This is a genomic window from Streptomyces sp. NPDC001068 (assembly GCF_042897315.1).
Taxonomy (GTDB): Bacteria; Actinomycetota; Actinomycetes; order Streptomycetales; family Streptomycetaceae; genus Streptomyces.
On record NZ_JBIAYD010000001.1, the window covers coordinates 360,574 to 380,288 of the forward strand.

Here is a 19,715-nt window from a genome sequence, read left to right on the forward strand (position 1 = left end):
CCCGATCGGTCCCACGCAGGCCCTGGTGGCGCGCTTGCAGAGAACCTGCAGGGCAATTGCAGGGGCGCCGGGCACCGTTGTCCGCGTGACGGACATCATCACGCTCTCCGACCCCCGGGTCGCGGCGGTCGCCGAGCAGGAATGCGGTGAACCGCTGGTCGACCTGCGCGACGGTCCCGGCCTGCTGCTCGACCGCCGCCAGGCGGACCGGGACGGCAGCTACGCACACCTGCGCTCCGGTGCCCTCGCCCGGCTGCTGGAGGCGCAGTCGCTCCTGCCCACCGGGATCAGGTTCCTCGTGGTGGAGGGGTACCGGCCGCCCGAGTTGCAGCGCCGCTACTTCGAGGAGTACGCGGCGACACTGCGCGCGGCCCGTCCCGACGCCCCGCCGGACCGGATCCGGGAGCTGGCCAGCGCCTACATCTCCCCGCCCGAGGTGGCGCCGCACGTCAGCGGCGGGGCGGTGGACGTGACCCTGTGCACCGCGGACGGCACCGAGCTGCCGCTGGGCACGGAGGTCAACGCCACCCCGGAGGAGAGCGCGGGCACCTGCCGTACCGGGGCGGCGGGCATCGGCGCCGAGGCCCGCGCCAACCGGGAGCTGATGGGACGGGCCCTGACCACGGCCGGTTTCGTCAACTACCCCACGGAGTGGTGGCACTGGTCCTACGGCGACCGGTACTGGGCCCTGCTGAGCGGCGCGCCGGCCGCCCGTTACGGGCCCGCCTCGCCCGGCGCCCGGCCCGTGTGACCGGCGTGCCGGCACCGAGAACACGCCGGACGTCACGAACCGCTCGCTCGACACGACCACCGCGCCCGGGACGAACACCGCACTCGACACGGCCACCGCACCCGGCACGAACGCCACACTCAGCGCGAACACCGCACCCAGCACGACGACCACGGACGACCGACGGGGGACGACCATGGAAAGCCACGGCGGTACCTGTACGCGGGAACCACGCGAAGCCGTACCGAGAACGCGAAAGGCCGGGCAGGGGCCCGGTGAGACGGGTCGGGCAGCCATGTCCCCGGGCGACTTCGACGCCTCCTTCACCGCCGACATGCCCAGACTGCGCAGGCGGCTGCTGGCCCTGACCGGCAACCCGCACGACGCCGACGACCTGCTGCAGGAGACCTACCTGCGCCTGTCCCGGCGGGCCCGCGCCCAGAACCTCGCGCACCAGACGCATCCCTACGCCTACACCTGCGCGGTCGCGCTGAACCTGTTGCGCGACTCCTGGCTGCACCCCTCCCGCCGGGAGCGGACCACCGACCGGCTGCCCGAGGCGGGCTGGGACGGCGGGTTCGGCTCGTACGAGGCCTCGGCCACCGCCCTCGCGCTGCTGAGCGTGCTGTCGCCGAAGGAGGCGGCCGCGGTGATCCTCGTCGACCTGGAGGGCCTCACCCACGACACGGCCGGGGAACGGCTCGGCGCGCATCGCGGCACCGTCCAGCGCAACCGGATGCGGGCCCTGGCCAAGATGCGCGCCCTACTGGCCGGTTGAGCGCCGGGGCCGCGTCCCGACGGGGGTGGGACGCGGCCCCGGGCAGGTCACAGGACCCCCGTACACCCGCACGGCTCCACGTCGACCAAGGATGTACACCTTGAGGATCTCCGAACTCACCACACCGGGCCGGGCGTCCGCCGCCGCCGCGGCGATCGCCCTGATCTCCTTCCTCCCGGCCACCGCACACGCGGCCACCGCGCACCCGGCCGCCCCGCGCACCGCCCAGGACACGACCTGCGGCGTGCTGGCCTCCGGCGCCTCGGCAACCGCGCAGGCCGCCGTCGCCGCGGCCTGCTCGCAGATCGGCGTCTGGTACAGCTGGGGCGGCGGGCACGGTGCCACCCCCGGTGCCACGTACGGCTACTACGACGGTTCCGACCCCGACAGCCTGCACGACGGCGAGCGCAAGGGCTTCGACTGTTCGGGGCTGATGCGGTACGCGTACTACCGGGCGACCGGGCAGGACCTGCTCAACGGCACGGCCGACGACCAGTACCACAGCTCGCAGGCCGTCGCCCGCTTCTCGGCCTCCCAGGGCACCGCCCCGCTGCTCCCCGGTGACCTGATGTTCTGGGGCAGCGGGCACGTCCACCATGTCGCCATGTACCTGGGTGCCGGGCAGATGGTCGAGGCGTACGAGTCGGGCACCCACATCCGGGTCGCCCCGGTGCGCACGGGCGGCGACTACGCGGGCGCGATCCGCGTCAACCCCTCGGGTACGCCGGTGCCGCCGCCGGCCGACGGCGGCACGACGTTCGAGACCTGGGGCACGGGGGTGCGCACGCACTCCACGCCGAGCGTGCACTCGTCCGCGGTGGACACCTTCGCCGGGCCGACGCAGGTCTCGGTGCAGTGCCAGGAGCACGCGGAGACGGTGACCGCCGAGGGCTACACCAACGACATCTGGTCCAAGCTCGCCGACGGCTCCTGGCTGACCAACATCTACATCAAGGGCCCGGCCGAACTGCCCGGTGTCCCGGACTGCGGCGGCGACACCCCGCCGCCGCCGAGCGGGGACAGCACGGCGTTCCAGACCTGGGGCACCGGGGTGCGCACGCACAGCGAGCCCAACGTGAACGCCGGGGTCGTCGACTACTTCCCGCAGCCCACGACGGTCAACGTGGTCTGCCAGTCGCACGCCCAGAAGGTCACGGCCGAGGGTTACACCAACGACGCCTGGTCCAAGCTGACCAACGGGGCGTGGCTGACGAACATCTACATCAAGGGCCCGGCGTGGCTGCCGGGGGTCGCCACCTGCTGAACCCGGCTCCGGCACGGGGCGTCCGCGTACCGGGCGTCCCGTCCGGACCGCTACTCACTTTGTTGTCCATTCCTGGCGGCCCGTTCCTCCAGTCTGCGCAGGGCCAGCTCGCCCCAGCGCAGGTTCTCGCGCTCGAAGGACATCCCGCGCAGCAGCGTGAGGTACGGCCCGACGCGTTCCGCCTCCGCGAAGTACGCCTCCTCCGAGCGTCCGGCGAGCAGCCGCCGGCGGATCCGTTCGTAGCGGGCCAGTTTGGCGGTGGCCAGGTCCATCCGCCCGGCGACGGCGGAACGGACCGCCTCGATGTCACCGGCGTCCGCGCACTGCACCTTGACCAGCAGTTCGTCCCGGACCACGGCGGGCCGGGCGGGCGGCTCGGCGATGTACGCGCGCACCGCCCGCAGGCCCGCCTCCGTCAGCGAGAACAGCCGCTTGTTGGGCCGCCGCTCCTGTTCGACGACGCGCGCGGTGACCAGCCCCTCGGCCTCCATGCGGTCCAGTTCGCGGTAGAGCTGCTGGGGTGTGGCCGCCCAGAAGTTGGCGACCGTCGCGTCGAATCCCTTCGCGAGGTCGTATCCGGAGGCCTCGCCCTCCAGGAGGGCGGCCATCACAGCGTTCCGCAGAGCCATGGCCGCACGCTACCATCCACCTACTCAATTTTTTGACTAGGCGAGGTGGACCCATGCATCCCTTCCGCAAGGCCGTCGAGAGCCACGACATGGACGCCGCGGCCGCCCTGCTGGCCGACGACGTCGTCTTCACCAGCCCGGTCGCCTTCAAGCCGTACGCGGGCAAGGCGATCACCGCGGCGATCCTGCGCGCGGTCTCCCAGGTCTTCGAGGACTTCACGTACGTGCGGGAGATCGCGAACCCCGACGGCCGGGACATCGCCCTCGTCTTCACGGCGACGGTGGCCGGCAGGAAACTCCAGGGCTGCGACTTCCTGCACCTCGACGAGAACGGGAAGATCGACGACTTCACGGTGATGGTGCGGCCGCTCACCGCCGCCCACGCACTGGCCGAGGCCATGAACGCCCGGTTCGAGGACATCGCGCGGGAGGCCGCGGCCACGAGCTGACCGCGACGGGGACGCGCACGGTTCAGGCGAGTTGTCCGGCCGCCGTGCGCCACGCGGCCGTCACCGCGCCGTGGGCCTGCGCGGTACCCGCCGCCCGGCCGCCGCTCAGGGTGATCGGCGCGCCGACATGGACGTGCAGGGACGGGCGGCGCAGCGGTGCGGTCACCAGCCCGGCGAGCTGCTTGCCGGTGCTGCCCGAGGTGATGCGCCGGGCTCCGGCCTGGCCGACCGGGACGACGGGGGCACCGGTGCGTTCGGCCAGCCGCGCCAGTCCGCCGCGGAAGGCGGCGGGCTCGGCCTCGGCGGAGTCGGTGCGGCGCGGGAGGCCGCCCTCGCCGTAGACGAGGACCATGCGCCCCTCGCCCAGGGCGGCCGCGGACAGGTCGAGACAGCGGTCGGCTCGACGGTCGCCGCGGTGCACCGGGATGTGCCCCTCGCGGGTGAGCGCGCGGCCCAGCAGGGGGATCCGCCACAGACCGGCGGCCGCCATGACGGCGGGCTCGGCGCCCAGGCGACGCAGGGCGGCGAGCACGACGGCCGGATCGGCGAGGGAGGTGTGGTTGACGGCGATGATGCTGCCCGGCGCGAGGACGGCGGCCGGGTCGGCGGTCACGGTGAGTCTCCCGACGGTCGGCAGCAGGACGGCGGCGAGGCGGCTGAGCATGGGGTCTCCCGGTCTCCACGAGGATGGCCCTCATCCCCGGCGGATGGTCCTCATCCTCGGGGACCGGAGGGCGCCGGGGCGTGCGCGCTGCTACTCAGCTCCGCCCGTGCCGGTACTCAACCTCGGACGGCGGCTGGGCACTCGACCCCGTGCGGCGACTCGACACTCGACCCATTGCGGCGGCTCGGCTCTCGGCCCCGTCGGGAAGTCAGCGCTCGGCCCCGTCGGGAGGGTCGGCCGCTCCGGCTACGCGCCCGTCCCGGCCGCGGTCTCGTCGGCGGTCCCGTCCACCGCCTCGTCGTCGTCAAGGGATTCGGCCGCGTGCGGGACGACGGAGCGCCGCACCGTCAGGTTCTCCACGCGGTAGGACAGTTCGGTGGCCTTGGGGTCCGGGCGGGGGTGGTAGCGGCCCGCGCAGACGGAGAGGTTGACGATGAGGTAGGCGGACCAGCCGGATCCGACGCCCCGTCCGTCGGCGAAGACCTGGGCGCCGTTCAGCGTCCAGACGACACTGCGGCGGCCGAAGGTCACGCCCAGGTCGACGACGCCGCCCGGACGCACCGCCGGATGGTGGAGGTAGGTGTGTCCCTGGCGGACGTGGTTGGTGAGCTCCAGCAGGTCGGGGTTGTCGGGGTGGTACTCGAAGACGTCGACCTCGTTGCCGCCGTCCCGCCAGGTCCAGATCGCGGGCCAGGCGCCCAGCCCGGTGGGCAGGAGGACCCGGGCCCGGAGCTGGTCACCGGTGCGGACCTGGAAGCCCTCGACGCTTCCCTCGGTGGTCAGCAGCCCGGTGTTCCAGTAGCCGTCGCTCCGGCGGGTGGCACGGAACGTCCCGGTCCGGGAGTAGGACGGATCCGCGGTGAGGTGGTCCAGTTTGTTGTCGCCCGGGTTGGTGGGGCCGCCGTCGGGATAGGCCCAGGAACGTCCGGCCACCCACTGGCGGGCGGAGGTGAAATCGGCCGTGAAGACGACATCGCTCACGTGCGCTCCCTCGATGGCGGACACGGCGTCGGATGCCGCAGTGCTGCCCGGCCGGACGGCCACCCATGCCGTGACCACCGCAGACGCGGTGACCCTCGCACCTGTGGGTGAAGGGACCGCCACGCGCACTCGAACACGGGAGCCGTACTCGAACATCTTCTCCGGAAGATCGGCGGCCGACCGCGCGCGGGCTCCCGGCGGCCGTGGTCAGTGGGCCGCGGCGGCGATGGCGTCGAGGGTGCGCAGAGCCCGCTCCGGCAGCCGGATCGCCGCGGCGTCGATGTTCTGCGCGAGGTGGGCGCGGGTGGAGGTGCCGGGAATCAGCAGCATCGTGGGCGAGCGGTGCAGCAGCCAGGCGAGCGCGATCTGACGGGGTGTGGCGCCGAGTTCGTCCGCGACCTGGTCCAGGGCCTGGGCCTGCAGCGGCCGGAATCCGCCCAACGGCCAGAAGGGGACGAACGCGATGCCCTGCTCGGCGCACCAGTCCACCAAGGCGTCGTCCCCGCGGTGCGCGACGTTGTAGTGGTTCTGCACCGCGACCACCGGTGCGATCTGCCGGGCGGCGCGGACCTGCTCCGCGCTGACGTTGCTGACGCCCAGGTTGCGGATCAGGCCCTGCTCGCGCAGTTCGGCGAGCACCGTGAACGGCTCGACGACGTCCTCGGCCGCCAGGGTGTCGGTCATGCGCAGGTTCACCAGGTCCAGCACCTCCAGGCCCAGGTGATCGAGGTTGTCGTGCACGGCCCGCACCAGTTCCGGGCGCGACAACGCCGCCGGCCACCCCCGGTCCAGAGTGCGGCGCGCCCCGACCTTGGTGGCGATGCGCAGGTCTTCGCGGAAGGGGTGCAGGGCCTCCCGGATCAGGCCGTTCACCAGGTGCGGGCCGTAGTAGTCGCTGGTGTCGAGGTGCGTGACGCCCGCCTCGGCCACCGCACGCAGCACGGCCACCGCCTCCTCCCGGTCGCGCGGTGGCCCGTAGGCCATCGGTCCGGCCAGTTGCAGGGCGCCGAAGCCGACACGGGTCACGGTCAGGGTCTCGGACAGGCGCAGGGTGCCGCCGGGAAGTACGTCGCTCATCGCGAACTCCTCGCAGGAAACGTGGAAGACGCCGGGCCGCTCGCCTCGGCGCAGGCCCGCTCGGCCTCATGACGCCCACCGTGCCGGGCGTCCGCTTGAGCCGGCAGCAGACGCCCGCGGATCCGGCACGAACTTCCATGGAACCTTTCCAGACCTACCTATACTTCCGCCATGGACCAGACGGACCGGCGGATCGTGCAATGCCTGCTCCAGGACGGGCGCGCCTCGTTCCGTACCGTCGCCCAGGTCGCGGGCGTCTCGGAACAGACCGCCGCACGGCGCTACCGCGCCCTGGTCGCCGACGGAGCGCTCCGGGTGCGCGCCCTGCCCGGGCACCTCGGCACACGCGACCAGACCTGGTTCGTACGGGTCCAGTGCCGGCCCGACGCCGCCGACGCCCTGGCCGACGCTCTGGCCGCGCGCGAGGACACCGCCTACGTCAGCGTCACCTCCGGCGGATCCGAGATCGTCTGCCAGACCCGCAGCGACCCCACCCGTCCCCACGGCTCCGTCCTGCACCGTCTCCCCCGGACGGCCAAGGTCCTGGGCTTCCACGCGTACGCCGTGCTCCACATGCACCTGGGCACCGACGCCAAATGGCGCGCCTTCGACGAACCCCTCACCCCTGCCGACATCGCCCTGCTGCACCGCCGGGACGGGTCCCCCGTGCCACGAGAACCCCGCTCCGGCACCGAGGCGGTGCTCGGCGAGGCCGACGCCCCGCTGCTGGCGGCGCTGGCACGCGACGGACGCACCAGCGTGGCCGACCTGGCGCGCGCGACCGGCTGGTCCAAGGCCCGCGCCTCGGCCCGCCTGGAGGAACTGCGCCGCGGACAGGCCCTGCACCTGGCCGTCGACCTGGTCTACGCCCGCTTCGGTTTCCACGCCACCGCGTACCTCTGGCTCACCGTCGGCCCCGGGCAACTCCACGCCACCGGGGAAGCGCTGTCCCGCCACCCCGGGACCACGTTCGCCGCCGCCGTCACCGGCTCCGCGAACCTCCTCGTCACCGTCACCTGCCGCACCATGGACGACCTCTACGCCTACGTCACCGACACCGTCGGCACCCTGTCCGCCGTCACCCGGGTCGACGTCGTCCCGGTCCTGCACCGCCTCAAGCAGGCGGGCACCCGCATCCACCAGGGCCGCCTCACCCCGTGATGACACCCACCGCGCCATGGACCGGTGCCGTGCCGAGAGACGATCGCCCTGTTGTCGCTCCCGCGCCGGATCGAACCGCAAGTATGCACATCACAAGATCTTCACGAACCTTCACGGACCCTTCACGGTGTGGCACGATCACCCCGGGCCCGGAACCAGCGCTTCCGCCGATCCGCCGGGCACTGCGACGATCACATCCACCTCGCAAGGAACCCGCATGCGCCTCACGCGCCGCCCGTCCGTCGCCGTAGCGACGGTCGCAGTCCTCGCCTCGGCGTCCTACGCGGTCACGACGACCCCCGCGGCGGCCGCCAAGCCGGTCCTGGACCACGGCGAGAACGCACCGGCCGGCAAGTGCGGTGTCCCGCAAGGTGCCTAGCACAGGGCCGAGAACAAGCGCTCAGGTGTGAGACAGCGCCAAGAAGTGACGCCCGCGACGGTGACCACCACCCGCGCTGCGGCGAGCTGAACGGCTCGAACCTGCCGGTCGACGGTGCCGCCCCGACGGCTCGCCGAGCCGGGGCCGCCGGCACCCTCCCGAAAGCCGCGTCGGCGCGCCCTCCCGCAAGACCCCCTCCCCACCCCGTTCCTGACCCACCGCGACCTGCTGAGGAGCAACACGATGAACATGGACAAGACGACGCCCGGGACGACTCCCGAGACCGCGCCGCAAGCCACTCCCGTACCGGCCACCGCCCCCGTGCCGGCCACCGCCCCCGTGCCGGCACCCGGATTCGGACCGGCGCCGACCGCGCCGCTCATCCCCGCCCAGGCGGCGGGTTACCCCATGTACGTGGCACCGACCGTGCCGAAGGAACTGCGCGTCGGCGCGGGGCTGCGCTTCGGCGCCTACCTGCTGAACATCCTGCTCATGACCGTCACCCTGGGCATCGGCTGGCTGATCTGGGCCATGGTCACCTGGTCCACCGACGCGGCGAACCCGGGCCAGAAGCTCCTGGGCCTGACCCTGGTGAAGAAGGACACCGGCGCCAGGCTGACCTGGGGCGACATGTTCGTCCGCAACTTCCTGCTCGGCGGCCTGGTGATGGGCTTCCTCAGCGGGATCACGCTGACCGTCATCGTCTGGGTCGACCTGTTCAAGGTCCTCGGCGGCGAGAAGCAGAGCCTGGTCGACTCGATGGCGGGCTCGGTCGTCGTCCGACGCGCCGCGTAGGCACCGGCTCAGCCGACGGCACACCGGCCGGGACGCACAGCAGACCTGCTGCGTCCCAGCCGCAGCCGCAGCGGACGTCTACGCCGTCGCGGGCGGCCGGCTCTGGAAGCGGACGAGATGTGAGGTCCCGCAACGACGGGCGGACGCCCGCGCGTTCGGCCGGTGCGCAAGGACACCCCCGCGCGGCAGCAGCGCGGGCGCAGACCTCATCCGTGGTACAGCACTCGGACGGCGTACGCGTCGGCCGGAAGTCCCACCAGATAGTCGGTGAAGTACTGACGCCGCTCGGCGTTCGCGACGTCCAGCCAGCGTCCGGCCAGGGTCAGCAGGGCGTTCGAGGACAGGACCAGGTCCGTGGTGTGGCGCACCAGGGCGTCGAGGTCACCACCCAGAGTGGCGACCGGCTTGTCGCCCACGAGGTCCTCCAGTTCAGGGTTGTCCAGGAGCGCCGCGATGGCCGGCTGCGTTCGGAAGTCCTCCAGCGCCCGGTCACGCGGGTAGTTCTCGGGGTCGGCGAAGTGCCGGGCCCAGAACTCACCCGCCGCGCGGGCGGGCGGGTAAGCCGCTGCGAAGTCCTGCCACGCTTCGAAGGCCCGGCGTGCCTCGGCAGCCGCCCGCGCCCGCGGCGTCTCGAGATCCAGCAGTGCTCGCGGGCCACCGTCGCACAGTCCCGGAGGAACGTTGCGCGGTTCTCCGGACAGGGTTTTGGCACCCCGGATGAGACGCGGGTCGTCCTCGTGCCCCGGAACGACCAGGAACTCGCAGCCCCCGCCGTCGATCTGCCAGTAGTCCCACCAGGTCTCGACATCCGGATCGCCCACTCCGGGATCACGGTTGTAGTCGAACGGCGCCATCGCCGCGGTGATGGCCTGGAAGACATCCCCCGGCTCGCACGGGGGAAGGCACACCGTGACTCGCTCTTTCGCCATAACTCTTTCCTAGGTCTGTCTTCACACTCATGCCATCGGCGGCGGGTCACAGGAGACGAGCCGGCCGTCGCAGCCCCGCTGCCAGGCTGGGGTCGCGTCCCAGATCATGTACAGATCACCGCCGCCGCCGAGACCGCCACTCGGGAGCGGCCGCTACAACGCCACCGTCGGCGTCCCCCCATACGGCGGCCGGTCGGCTCGACGAACAGCGCGGCTCGCCCTGCGGGGACGTGGCCCAGGAGTGGCCGTGGGGACCTCCGGCTCCATGTCGTATCCGCCCTGCCCGTCAGCTCGTTCGGTCGGATTCCGGACGACGTGGAGCCGGGAGCATTTCCTGCTCGATGCAGTCGATCACTTCGGCCATGGTCGGCCGCTCGTACGGATCTTCTTCGAAGCATCTGCCCAACAGCGCACCGAATTCCTCAGGGAAGAGGGCGGCATCGAATTCGGGTCGGCGGTAAACGCCATCTGAGAGGTACTGCGCTACTTTGCGTACCGTGCTGTCGACCGTGCGTCGTTCGTCCTGCCAGGTGGCCGATGCCGCGACGATCGCGGTGACCGCGAAGGAGTACACGTCGTTCGCGGTTATCACTCTTCCTTCGAATCGCTCGGGAGCCATGTAGCCCAGCGTGCCTTCTGGCTCCTGGGCTCCGGTCGGCTGAGTCAGACCGAAGTCACCCAAGACCCATCGGCGCCCGTAGCGGAGGATGTTGGCCGGCTTCACATCACCGTGGACAAGACGTTTACGGTGCAGGTAGCGCAATGCATGGGCGAGGTCGAGCAGCAGAAGGCCAAGCGTCTCGTCAGCGAGGGGTCTTTCGTTGATCCAGTCCCGGAGCGATCCGCCGGCCAGTCCTGTGACGATGTAGCTCCAACCGCTGAGCGGGCCTGCCTGTTCGGTTCCCGCGGTGCGGTAGGGGATCACGTACGGACTGTCGAAGGAGGCCATCGCGGCCGCTTCGCGGGTGAAGTACCGGTAGCGCTTGCTGCTGTCCGGTGGCTGCAGTTTGACCGCTACGCGGCGCAGGGTGCGCCCGAACGCCCGTTCTTCCGCTTCCCAGACTGCGTTCAGAGAGCCTCGTCCGATCTCACGCAGCAGAACATATCCGGAGCCCAGCGTGCAGCCGGTGAGGTCGGTTGTGGGCAGATCTCCCCGGCTGAGGATTGCCCGGCTGTCAGCCGCATCGGCAGGTACGAAGGTGGGCGCATCGGTGAAGCCGGCTGAGCCGATCCGTCGGTCGTACGGGGGCGGCGGTTCGAGAGCGAAGAGATGGGTGAGCATGTCACGGAGGAAGCGAGCCGCGTTGCGGCACGCGACGGGCTGCAGTTGATGGTCGTGGCTCGGTGACTTGTCGGAGAGGAGATCGGAGATCCCCCGGATCACCATGGCCCTGATGCCCTTCCACTGTTGAGCACCAGTCAGAAATCCCAGGCCTTCCATCTCCACGGCGACAGCGTCGTTGAACGACCTGTGAAGGTTCTTCCGGAACTCGGCCGCCTGCCCGGCCTGGATCTTTTCACCCGCCGCGATCGGCTCGACATGCACCCACGGCGACTCCGTTCCGTCCCCTGAGGCGTTCCGTGGCGGGCGCCACTCGTCGGACGCGGCAAGCCTGCGGGCGAAGGCCTCTGTCTGTGGGTCCGCCAGTGCGATGTCCGGCCGGTGGAACACTTCCCCATCCGTCTGCTTGCCGGACTCGTACCCGTACGCCTTCGTCGCGAAGACGACGTCTCCCAGTCGCACGCCTTCCTTCAGGCCGCCGGCCGTACCCAGGAAGACGATCACTTCCGGATGAAGGTCCTGAATGGCCTTGGTTGCCTTCAGCGCCGCGTTCACATTGCCCTGCCCGATGGACATCGCCCACACCTGCCACGCGCCGGAGGCCACGTTGAGCCGGCCCACCGTGTAGGGCTCCCCGGACGCCGAGTTGTACGGGTCCTGCCCGTCGAGCAGCGCAAGCACCGCTGCCTGCTCGCCGATCGTGGCCGTCAGCACCACCACGCGACGCTCAGAAGACATGCGACGACCCTACTGACAAGTGAGGCTCCACGGGTTCACTGGTCGGCCGGCAGCGGACCGAAGCTGCGGCGACCAGGTCGGAATCGGCTACGGTCGATGTCCGGGCGGCACGGAACCGGAGCCGGATCCCACCGGCGTCCCGCGATGCGCCACCGGGCGACAGCCTCCGGTCCCCGTCCAGGACCGCGTCTGTGAACGTCGCCGCCGGGGCCGGTGCTCCCGGTCGGCTCCGCCGGCGCAGCCTTTGCTTCCCTCCAGCGTGCCAGTTCAGACGTACCGTCAGAATCAGGGACCAGGTGAACCCGTAGCGGGATCACTACTCTGCACGAGTGTTCTCATACGACGAGTTGACCTCACCGGAGCGCGAGTTGTGGAACGCGTTCCCCGAAGGACGGGCCGTGGACCTGCGCGCGGATGTGCCCGGCGAAGACCGCGTCGACGACCGCGTCGCCGAGGGCGGCCGGTGGGGGCCGCAGCGGACGATTCGGGCCGCCGTGATCACGGCGCTGATGCTGGGCGCGCACGATGGGCGCCAGCCCGGTGCCGTGCCGTGTCTGCGGCTCGCCGGGGCACGGATCACCGGGTCGGTCGACCTCGCCGGTGCGCAGCTCGCGTACGCCCTCTGGCTGGAGGAATGCTGGTTCGAGGACGCGGTGAACCTGCTCGGGGCGACGACCCAGACCCTCGTGTTCAAGGGCTGCCACGTGCCCGGCATCGAGGCCGGGGCGACCCGTGTCGAGGGGAACTTCGACCTGGCCCGCTCGATCGTCGAGAGCGGTGCCCCTTCCCACTTCCACCATCGCATCACCGCCCTGTCCCTCACCAACGCCCGGGTGACCGGCGGGGTGATCCTCAACAAGGCCGAGCTCAACGCGCCCGGCGGGTGGGCCCTGGCTGCCGGCGGCCTCATCATGGAAGGGGGGTTCTTCTGCCGGCCCGGGTTCGTCGCACGGGGTGAAGTACGTTTACCCGGGGCACAGTTGCCCGGCGGGCTCTACATGAACGGCGCGCGGCTGGAGGAGCCCAGCCCGCGTGGCCTGGCGCTCAACCTGGAGAACTCCGTGGCCTCCACGGTCATGCTCTCCGACGGATTCGTGGCGAACGGGACCGTGAGCCTGCGGGGCGCCCGGGTCTCGGCGGGCCTGAGCTTCGCGGGGGCCGTCCTGAACGGCCCGCCCGACGGCAACGGCCCGTCCCTGACCGCTGCGTTGATGCAGGCCGTCGACTTCGACCTCGCCCTCGCCGCACCGCCGGCAGGTACCGTGGACCTGCAAGGTGCGCAGGTGTCGTACCTGCACGACGGCGAGCACAGCTGGCCCGGGGTCGTGGAGTTGGACGGCTTCGTCTACGGCTCCATCAAGACGGCCGAGACGGGCGCCGGCCGGGAAGCACGGGGCCGGCGGAACACCGTGGCCCACCGAGTGGCGTGGATACGACGCAGCCCCGGCTACAACCCCCAGCCGTACGAGCAGCTGGCGAGTTGGTACCGCAAGTCCGGCCACGACGACGAAGCCCGCCGCGTGCTCCTGGCCAAACAGCGCCACCGGCGTCACACACTGCCCCCGGCCGCGCGTGCGTGGGGACACCTGCTCGACGCGACCGTCGGTTACGGCTACCGTCCCTGGCTGGCCGGTGTCTGGCTCCTCGCGCTGACCTTGCTGGGCACGCTCTCCTTCGGCGGCCACTCCCCGCGTCCGGTCCAGCAAGGCGAGGGTGCTCCGTTCCAGCCCCTCGTCTACACGCTCGACCTGTTGATCCCCATCGGTGGCCTCGGCCAGCGCACGGCCTGGTACTGGCCGGACGGCACCCTCCAGTGGCTGGCCTACCTGCTCATCGCCCTCGGCTGGGTGCTGACGACCGCCCTCGTCGCCGGAGTCACCCGCGCTTTGCAGAAGAACTGAGTGGCGGCAGCCGGACGGCGACACACACGCCCGGGCCGACCGGCCTCCCGGAGGGGCCGGTGACCACCCCTGCCCTCCGGGTTCTGCAGCCACTCACGGCACGAGCCGCAGCCGAAGAACGGATGACATGGCGGCGCCCTCCATCGAGGTCGAGCACCGCGGCGTATTCAGATCAGCCCTCTGAACAGGCCTTCCATGTAAAAACTTCCGTGAGGCGGAAGCGGTATTGCGTCCCCCTGACGCCCGTCCCGACGATGTCGCCACCACCCACCGACGGGAGCCGCAGCCATGCCGCACATCACCGCGTTCGCCAGGAACCAGTGGTACGTCGCCGCCTACAGTCACGAGGTCGGGCGGGAGTTGCTCGGGCGGACGGTGCTCGGGGAGCCGCTCGTGTTCTACCGGGCCGAGGAGGACGGCAGCGTCGTCGCTCTGAACGACCGCTGCGTGCACCGGCGTTACCCGCTGTCGGCGAGCGGGCTCGACGGTGACCGGATCGTGTGCGGGTACCACGGGTTCACCTACGACCGGACCGGCGCGTGCGTGTACGTGCCGGGGCAGAAGCGCATCCCCCGGACCGCCCGGGTCGCCGCCTACCCGGTGGCCGAGCGGGACTCCCTGGTGTGGGTCTGGATCGGCGACCCGGCGCGCGCCGACGCCGGCACCGTCCCGCGGGCCCGGCACCTGGACGCCCCCGGCTGGACGACCGTACGGGGCATGGAGGCCGTGGACGCCGATTACGGTCTCCTCGTCGACAACCTCCTCGACCTCTCCCACGAGACCTACCTGCACGGCGGCTCCATCGGCACCCCGGAGGTCGCCGAGACGCCGATCACCACGGAGGTCGACGAGGGCGCCGGGATCGTACGGGTCAGCCGGCGCATGGCGGACGCCGAGTGCCCGCCGTTCTACGCCCGCTCGACCGGGATCGAGGGGCGGATCACCCGCTGGCAGGACATCGAGTACCACGCGCCCTGCCTGTACCTGCTGCACAGCAGGATCGCCCCGGCCGGTGTGGTGCCCGACGCCGACGGCGGCGACCCGCACGGATTCCACACCGAGATCACCTACGCCATCACCCCGTCCTCGGACGGGAGGGTGTACGACTTCTGGATGGTCTCCCGGGACTGGGCTACCGGCGACACCGAGGTCACCGACTTCCTGCGGACCAACAACCACACGGTGGTCATGCAGGACGTGGAGGCGCTGAACCTGTTGCAGCGCACGCTGGGTTCGGAGCGCGCCGGCTACCAGGAGCTGAGCATCAACATCGACACCGGCGGGCTCGCCGCCCGCCGTATCCTCACGCGGCTGGTCGAGGAGGGCGACAAGCCCGCGGAGAGGGCGCTGTGAACACCCGCACCGGTGAGGTCTACCGCGTCGACTGGCTGCCGGGCACCGACGTGCTCCGCGGCACCTGCCACTGCGGGGCCGAACACACCGCGCAGGATCCGGTCGCCATGTGGGAGTGGATGCTCGGCCACCCCGAAGGACACCGGCCCCCGGAGCGGACGGCGTGAACCTGTACGAGGCCGAACTGGTCGTCGGTGACAGGGTGGTGGCCGCCGACGGTGTCGTCGCCCTCACCCTGCGGCACCCGCTCGGCGGGGAACTTCCGGAGTGGGAGCCCGGGGCGCACGTCGACGTCCTGCTCGGGCCGGGTCTGGAGCGGCAGTTCTCGCTGTGCGGGGATCCCGGGGACCGGACCGGGTGGCGGATGGCGGTGTTGCTGGAGCCCGGCGGTCGGGGTGGATCCGCCCATGTGCACGAACGGTTGGGCGTGGGTGCCGCGGTGCGGGTGCGCGGGCCGCGCAACCGGTTCCGGCTGGAGCCGGCCGCCCGCTACCGGTTCGTCGCGGGTGGCATCGGGATCACCCCGATCCTGCCGATGCTGGCCGCCGCCGAGGCCGCGGGCGCGGACTGGACCCTGTTGTACGGCGGCCGGACCCGGCGTTCCATGGCGTTCACCGCCGAGTTGGCCCGCTACGGCGCGGAGCGGGTCACCGTCGTCCCGCAGGACGAGGCCGGGCTGCTGGACCTGGACCCGGTCCTCGACGACGTCCCGGACGGCACCCTCGTGTACTGCTGCGGTCCGGGTCCGCTGCTGGACGCCGTGGAGAGGCGCTGCCCGGCGGGCGTGCTGCGCACGGAACGGTTCCGGCCCAAGAGCCCGGCGGGCCGCCCGGAAGGGGAGTTCGAGGTGGTCCTCGGGCGCAGCGGCCGTACCCTGACCGTCGCTCCCGGGGTCTCCGTGCTCGACGCCGTGCGGGCCGCGGGGGTCGAGGTGCTCTACTCCTGCGCCGAGGGCACCTGCGGGACGTGCGAGACGGATGTCCTCGAAGGCGAACCGGACCACCGGGACTCGGTGCTGTCCGAACAGGAGCGGGCGGCCGGGGAGACCATGCTGGTCTGCGTGTCCCGGTGCCGTGGGAAACGCCTGGTGCTGGATCTGTGAAGCGCGATCCGGTAACTGTCAACGATTTTGTCAGCCAGGGCCATTGACCCGCTCCTCCGGCCGGTTCTACCGTCCCGCTCAGCACCGTCGGCCGAGCACCACCGTGCGCGGTGCGCGCACCCTGTCGGAACCCCGTCGTCTGCACAGGAGGAGCCCATGCGTCGTCTGCTCGCCGCTCTCGCGGCCGGCACCGCCCTGCTCGTCACGGCTGCCTGCGGCTCCTCCGGGAGCTCGTCGTCCACCTCGTCCCCGTCGGGCGGCACCACCACCGTCAAGGTCGGGATCATCCCCATCGTCGACGTGGCCCCCCTCTACCTCGGGCAGAAGGAGGGCTTCTACGGCAAGCGCGGACTGAAACTGTCGATGACGCTCGCCCAGGGCGGCGCGGCCATCGTGCCGGGTGTGACGAGCGGTCAGTTCCAGTTCGGGTTCAGCAACATGACCTCGCTGATGATCGCCCGGTCCAACAACGTGCCGGTGCGGGCGATAGCCAACGGCGTGGCCTCGACGGGCGTCGCGGGCAAGGACTTCGGCGGCCTCGTCGTGAGGAAGGGCAGTGACATCACCTCGGCGAAGCAACTGGAGGGCAGGAAGGTCGCCGTCAACACGCTGAAGAACATCAACGAGACCGCGGTCCGCGAGTCGGTGCGCAGGGCGGGCGGTGACCCGGACAGGGTGAGCTTCGTCGAGCTGGCCTTCGACCAGATGCCGGCGGCGCTCGACAGGGGGCAGATCGACGCGGCCATGGCGGTCGAGCCGGCGCTCGCCGCCATGAAGCTCCAGGGCGCCGCCGAGATCGCCTCGCCGCTGGTCGACGTGGCGAAGAACCTCACCGTGGCCATGTACTTCACCTCGACGTCGTACGCCCGGCAGAACCCCGGCGTGGTGAAGAGGTTCCAGGAGGCCACCGCCGAGTCGCTGGCCTACGCGGACGCCCATCCGGACGAGGTCCGGCAGATCGTCACCACGTACACCAAGACCCCCGCGGACGTGCTGGCGGCGGTGACCCTGCCGAAGTGGCCCGCCGACCCGGACCGCGCGTCGATCGACACCCTGGAGAAACTCAGCGAGCAGGACGGCCTCTTCACGACGGCCCCCGACCTGGACGAGCTGCTGCCGTGAGCGACGCGACGGACGGGCCGGGGCTGAACGCGGCACTCGGCGCCGCCGGGCTCGCGGCCTTCCTGGCCCTCGGCGAAGCGGTACCGCGGCTCGGTCCGGTCAAGGCGGACTACCTCCCGCCGACCAGCCGGATCGCCCGCGCACTCGGCACCGAACTGGCCGACGGGGGCTTCTGGTCGGCGCTCGGCGACACCCTCACCGGCTGGGCCCTCGGACTCGCGATCGCGGTCGGCGCCGGCGTCGTGGCGGGGGTCGTCCTGTCGGTCGTCCCGCATCTGCGCGATGTCACCGCCTCCACCGTCGAGTTCCTCCGCCCGATCCCCTCGGTCGCCCTGATCCCCCTCGCCGTCCTCCTCTACGGCACCGAACTCCGCTCGGTCCTGCTGCTCGTCGTCTACGCCTCCTTCTGGCAGGTGCTGATCCAGGTGATGTACGGCGTCCAGGACGTGGACCCGGTCGCCGAGGAGACCGCGCGGTCGTACGGACTCGGCACCTGGGCCCGGGTCCGGCACGTGCTGTGGCCGACGGCGCTGCCGTACGTGATGACCGGGGTACGGCTGGCCGCGGCGGTCGCCCTGATCCTCACCGTCACCGCCGAACTGGTCATCGGGGCACCGGGGCTGGGCCAGCGGATCGCCGTCGCGCAGACCTCGCAGGCGGTGCCGGACATGTACGCCCTGATCGTGGTGACCGGGCTGCTGGGCCTGCTCGTCAACGTGGGTGCCCGCTCGGTGGAACGGCGGGCGCTGGCCTGGCACCAGTCCGTACGCGGGGAGGTGGCGGTGTGAGACGGCCGCTGCTCGCAGCCGGGTACGTGCTGGCCCTGCCCGCGGCGCTGCTCGCACTGTGGTGGGTGGCCTCCGACGGCAGCACGAACGTGTACTGGCCGCCGTTGCGTACCATCCTGAGGACCTTCCCGGACGTCTGGACGGGACAGCGACTCCGCGACGACCTGCTGCGCAGTGTGCTGCGGCTGCTCGCCGGATACGCTCTGGCGGCCGTCGCGGGCGTCGGCGCGGGCACGCTCGTCGGCTCCTACCGGCGGGTGCGGGCGGTCTGCGAACCGGTCCTCGAGTTCCTGCGGGCGGTGCCGCCGCCCGTGCTCGTCCCCGTCATCATGCTGTTCGCGGGCATCGGCGACGGCATGAAGATCGTGGTGATCGCCTGCGGCTGCGTGTGGCCGGTGCTGCTCAACACCGTCGAGGGCGTACGGGCGGTGGACCCGGTGATGGCGGAGACGGCCCGTTCCTACGGCATCACGGGTGTGACCCGGCTGCGTACGCTGGTACTGCCTTCGGCGAGTCCGCGGATCTTCGCGGGCCTGCGGCAGGCGCTGTCGATCGGGATCATCCTGATGGTCGTCAGCGAGATGTTCGCGGCCAGCAACGGGCTCGGCTTCACCATCGTGCAGTTCCAGCGCGGCTTCGCGATCCCCGGCATGTGGACCGGGATCCTGCTGCTGGGCCTGCTCGGCTTCGCGTTGTCGGTGGTATTCCAACTGGTCGAACGCCGGGTGCTCGGCTGGTACCACGGGCTGCGCGCGACGACCCGGCGGTCCTGAGTGCGTACCGGGAAGGGGCGGTCCATGCTCGACGTGCGCGGTCTGAGGAAGGTCTACGACGGTTCCGGTCGGCGTGTCGAGGCGGTACGGGACCTCACCTTCACCGTGGAGGCGGGCGAACTCGTGTGTCTCGTCGGCCCGTCGGGCTGCGGCAAGACGACTCTGCTCAAGTGCGTGGCCGGCCTGCTCACCCCGACCGGCGGCGAGGTCCTCCTGGAGGGGAAGGCGGTCACGGGGCCGCCGCCCGGGATGGCGTTCGTCTTCCAGGAGTACGGCCGCAGCCTGTTCCCCTGGATGCGGGTCGCCGAGAACGTCGCGCTTCCGCTGAGGCAGAAGCGGTTGTCACGGGAGCGGCGCGCTGAGCTGGTCCTGGACGCGCTGCGTTCGGTGGGGCTGACCGATGCCGCCGCCGCCTATCCCTGGCAGTTGTCGGGCGGCATGCAGCAGCGGGTGGCGATCGCGCGGGCCCTGGCCTACGAGCCCCGGGTGCTTCTGATGGACGAGCCGTTCGCGGCCGTCGACGCACAGACCCGGGCCGATCTGGAGGATCTGGTCCGGGGTCTGTGGCGGGAGCGCGGGATCACGGTCCTGTTCGTCACCCACGACATCGACGAGGCGGTCTACCTGGGTCAGCGGGTGGTCGTGCTGTCCGCCTCCCCCACCGTCGTCCGGGAGCAGCTGAAGGTCGACCTGCCCGACGAACGCGACCAGTTGCACACCCGGGTCGCCCCGCGCTTCGCCGAACTGCGTACCCGTGTGTACGAGCAGATCCAGGCGGCGAAGCGCGGCGGCGACCGGGGGCCCGGTGTGGACCCGTAGC

General features: G+C 71.4%; 21 protein-coding genes. 15 read left to right on the forward strand and 6 right to left on the reverse strand.

Annotated features, from left to right (window positions below; all coding sequences use genetic code 11):
* Window positions 1-85 precede the first annotated feature (85 nt).
* The 3 genes from ACFY3I_RS01635 (at window position 86) to ACFY3I_RS01645 (ending at window position 2,772) form a co-directional block, all read left to right on the forward strand.
* The gene (locus ACFY3I_RS01635; RefSeq protein WP_390858855.1) at window positions 86-751 is read left to right on the forward strand and encodes a M15 family metallopeptidase; all 666 of its coding nucleotides are present in this window, start codon (window positions 86-88) and stop codon (window positions 749-751) included.
* A gap of 274 nt (window positions 752-1,025) precedes the next feature.
* Entirely contained in the window at window positions 1,026-1,508 is a 483-nt protein-coding gene (locus ACFY3I_RS01640) for an RNA polymerase sigma factor (protein ID WP_365294207.1), read from the forward strand.
* A gap of 106 nt (window positions 1,509-1,614) precedes the next feature.
* Window positions 1,615-2,772, forward strand: coding sequence for a C40 family peptidase (locus ACFY3I_RS01645; protein WP_390859409.1), 1,158 nt, complete (start codon window positions 1,615-1,617; stop codon window positions 2,770-2,772).
* 50 nt (window positions 2,773-2,822) lie between these two features.
* Here the strand turns inward: ACFY3I_RS01645 and ACFY3I_RS01650 are convergent, their stop codons facing one another.
* A complete protein-coding gene (locus tag ACFY3I_RS01650) occupies window positions 2,823-3,401 on the reverse strand; it encodes a PadR family transcriptional regulator (protein WP_390858856.1) in 579 nt (192 codons plus the stop codon).
* A gap of 53 nt (window positions 3,402-3,454) precedes the next feature.
* On the opposite strand from ACFY3I_RS01650, the gene ACFY3I_RS01655 reads away from it, so the two are divergent.
* Window positions 3,455-3,850 carry a nuclear transport factor 2 family protein gene (locus tag ACFY3I_RS01655; RefSeq protein ID WP_365294210.1) on the forward strand — a complete coding sequence of 132 codons (396 nt, stop codon included), beginning with the start codon at window positions 3,455-3,457 and terminating at the stop codon, window positions 3,848-3,850.
* Between the two features lie 22 nt (window positions 3,851-3,872).
* Here the strand turns inward: ACFY3I_RS01655 and ACFY3I_RS01660 are convergent, their stop codons facing one another.
* The 3 genes from ACFY3I_RS01660 to ACFY3I_RS01670 all read right to left on the reverse strand — a co-directional run bounded on the left by ACFY3I_RS01660 (window position 3,873) and on the right by ACFY3I_RS01670 (window position 6,572).
* Window positions 3,873-4,514, reverse strand: coding sequence for a lysophospholipid acyltransferase family protein (locus tag ACFY3I_RS01660; protein WP_390858857.1), 642 nt, complete (start codon window positions 4,512-4,514; stop codon window positions 3,873-3,875).
* A gap of 246 nt (window positions 4,515-4,760) precedes the next feature.
* Complete coding sequence (locus ACFY3I_RS01665; RefSeq protein ID WP_390858858.1) at window positions 4,761-5,495, reverse strand: beta-glucanase; 735 nt, start codon at window positions 5,493-5,495, stop codon at window positions 4,761-4,763.
* Window positions 5,496-5,702: 207 nt separating this feature from the next.
* Window positions 5,703-6,572, reverse strand: a complete 870-nt coding sequence (locus ACFY3I_RS01670; protein ID WP_390858859.1) for an oxidoreductase — start codon at window positions 6,570-6,572, stop codon at window positions 5,703-5,705.
* A gap of 171 nt (window positions 6,573-6,743) precedes the next feature.
* On the opposite strand from ACFY3I_RS01670, the gene ACFY3I_RS01675 reads away from it, so the two are divergent.
* The 3 genes from ACFY3I_RS01675 (at window position 6,744) to ACFY3I_RS01685 (ending at window position 8,907) form a co-directional block, all read left to right on the forward strand.
* A complete protein-coding gene (locus tag ACFY3I_RS01675) occupies window positions 6,744-7,733 on the forward strand; it encodes an Lrp/AsnC family transcriptional regulator (RefSeq protein ID WP_390858860.1) in 990 nt (329 codons plus the stop codon).
* Window positions 7,734-7,950: 217 nt separating this feature from the next.
* A complete protein-coding gene (locus ACFY3I_RS01680; RefSeq protein ID WP_365294217.1) occupies window positions 7,951-8,112 on the forward strand; it encodes a hypothetical protein in 162 nt (53 codons plus the stop codon).
* A 243-nt stretch (window positions 8,113-8,355) separates the two neighbouring features.
* Window positions 8,356-8,907, forward strand: a complete 552-nt coding sequence (locus ACFY3I_RS01685; RefSeq protein WP_390858861.1) for an RDD family protein — start codon at window positions 8,356-8,358, stop codon at window positions 8,905-8,907.
* A 206-nt stretch (window positions 8,908-9,113) separates the two neighbouring features.
* On the opposite strand, the gene ACFY3I_RS01690 is transcribed toward ACFY3I_RS01685, so the two are convergent.
* On the reverse strand, window positions 9,114-9,836 hold the full coding sequence (locus ACFY3I_RS01690) for a hypothetical protein (protein ID WP_390858862.1): 723 nt from the start codon (window positions 9,834-9,836) through the stop codon (window positions 9,114-9,116).
* 286 nt (window positions 9,837-10,122) lie between these two features.
* The gene (locus ACFY3I_RS01695; RefSeq protein WP_390858863.1) at window positions 10,123-11,856 is read right to left on the reverse strand and encodes a protein kinase; all 1,734 of its coding nucleotides are present in this window, start codon (window positions 11,854-11,856) and stop codon (window positions 10,123-10,125) included.
* A gap of 329 nt (window positions 11,857-12,185) precedes the next feature.
* Between ACFY3I_RS01695 and ACFY3I_RS01700 the strand changes: the two genes are divergently transcribed.
* The 8 genes from ACFY3I_RS01700 (at window position 12,186) to ACFY3I_RS01735 (ending at window position 19,714) form a co-directional block, all read left to right on the forward strand.
* Window positions 12,186-13,757, forward strand: coding sequence for an oxidoreductase (locus tag ACFY3I_RS01700; protein WP_390858864.1), 1,572 nt, complete (start codon window positions 12,186-12,188; stop codon window positions 13,755-13,757).
* A 288-nt stretch (window positions 13,758-14,045) separates the two neighbouring features.
* Window positions 14,046-15,110, forward strand: a complete 1,065-nt coding sequence (locus tag ACFY3I_RS01705; protein ID WP_390858865.1) for a Rieske 2Fe-2S domain-containing protein — start codon at window positions 14,046-14,048, stop codon at window positions 15,108-15,110.
* On the forward strand, window positions 15,107-15,277 hold the full coding sequence (locus ACFY3I_RS01710) for a hypothetical protein (RefSeq protein WP_390858866.1): 171 nt from the start codon (window positions 15,107-15,109) through the stop codon (window positions 15,275-15,277). The genes ACFY3I_RS01705 and ACFY3I_RS01710 overlap by 4 nt, the downstream gene beginning before the upstream one ends.
* The gene (locus ACFY3I_RS01715; protein ID WP_390858867.1) at window positions 15,274-16,212 is read left to right on the forward strand and encodes a PDR/VanB family oxidoreductase; all 939 of its coding nucleotides are present in this window, start codon (window positions 15,274-15,276) and stop codon (window positions 16,210-16,212) included. Before ACFY3I_RS01710 ends, ACFY3I_RS01715 begins: the two co-directional genes overlap by 4 nt.
* A 156-nt stretch (window positions 16,213-16,368) precedes the next feature.
* Complete coding sequence (locus tag ACFY3I_RS01720; RefSeq protein WP_390858868.1) at window positions 16,369-17,334, forward strand: ABC transporter substrate-binding protein; 966 nt, start codon at window positions 16,369-16,371, stop codon at window positions 17,332-17,334.
* The gene (locus tag ACFY3I_RS01725; protein ID WP_365296519.1) at window positions 17,331-18,122 is read left to right on the forward strand and encodes an ABC transporter permease; all 792 of its coding nucleotides are present in this window, start codon (window positions 17,331-17,333) and stop codon (window positions 18,120-18,122) included. Before ACFY3I_RS01720 ends, ACFY3I_RS01725 begins: the two co-directional genes overlap by 4 nt.
* Entirely contained in the window at window positions 18,119-18,895 is a 777-nt protein-coding gene (locus ACFY3I_RS01730) for an ABC transporter permease subunit (RefSeq protein WP_365296521.1), read from the forward strand. Before ACFY3I_RS01725 ends, ACFY3I_RS01730 begins: the two co-directional genes overlap by 4 nt.
* A 24-nt stretch (window positions 18,896-18,919) precedes the next feature.
* A complete protein-coding gene (locus ACFY3I_RS01735) occupies window positions 18,920-19,714 on the forward strand; it encodes an ABC transporter ATP-binding protein (RefSeq protein ID WP_390858869.1) in 795 nt (264 codons plus the stop codon).
* Window position 19,715 lies beyond the last annotated feature (1 nt).

Bases quoted from the DNA above. Each gene is read 5' to 3' on its own strand.
- ACFY3I_RS01640 (WP_365294207.1), top strand. From the start codon at position 1,026: ATGTCCCCGGGCGACTTCGACGCCTCCTTCACCGCCGACATGCCCAGA.
- ACFY3I_RS01650 (WP_390858856.1), bottom strand. From the start codon at position 3,401: ATGGCTCTGCGGAACGCTGTGATGGCCGCCCTCCTGGAGGGCGAGGCC.
- ACFY3I_RS01655 (WP_365294210.1), top strand. From the start codon at position 3,455: ATGCATCCCTTCCGCAAGGCCGTCGAGAGCCACGACATGGACGCCGCG.
- ACFY3I_RS01660 (WP_390858857.1), bottom strand. From the start codon at position 4,514: ATGCTCAGCCGCCTCGCCGCCGTCCTGCTGCCGACCGTCGGGAGACTC.
- ACFY3I_RS01670 (WP_390858859.1), bottom strand. From the start codon at position 6,572: ATGAGCGACGTACTTCCCGGCGGCACCCTGCGCCTGTCCGAGACCCTG.
- ACFY3I_RS01675 (WP_390858860.1), top strand. From the start codon at position 6,744: ATGGACCAGACGGACCGGCGGATCGTGCAATGCCTGCTCCAGGACGGG.
- ACFY3I_RS01680 (WP_365294217.1), top strand. From the start codon at position 7,951: ATGCGCCTCACGCGCCGCCCGTCCGTCGCCGTAGCGACGGTCGCAGTC.
- ACFY3I_RS01685 (WP_390858861.1), top strand. From the start codon at position 8,356: ATGAACATGGACAAGACGACGCCCGGGACGACTCCCGAGACCGCGCCG.
- ACFY3I_RS01690 (WP_390858862.1), bottom strand. From the start codon at position 9,836: ATGGCGAAAGAGCGAGTCACGGTGTGCCTTCCCCCGTGCGAGCCGGGG.
- ACFY3I_RS01695 (WP_390858863.1), bottom strand. From the start codon at position 11,856: ATGTCTTCTGAGCGTCGCGTGGTGGTGCTGACGGCCACGATCGGCGAG.
- ACFY3I_RS01705 (WP_390858865.1), top strand. From the start codon at position 14,046: ATGCCGCACATCACCGCGTTCGCCAGGAACCAGTGGTACGTCGCCGCC.
- ACFY3I_RS01720 (WP_390858868.1), top strand. From the start codon at position 16,369: ATGCGTCGTCTGCTCGCCGCTCTCGCGGCCGGCACCGCCCTGCTCGTC.
- ACFY3I_RS01735 (WP_390858869.1), top strand. From the start codon at position 18,920: ATGCTCGACGTGCGCGGTCTGAGGAAGGTCTACGACGGTTCCGGTCGG.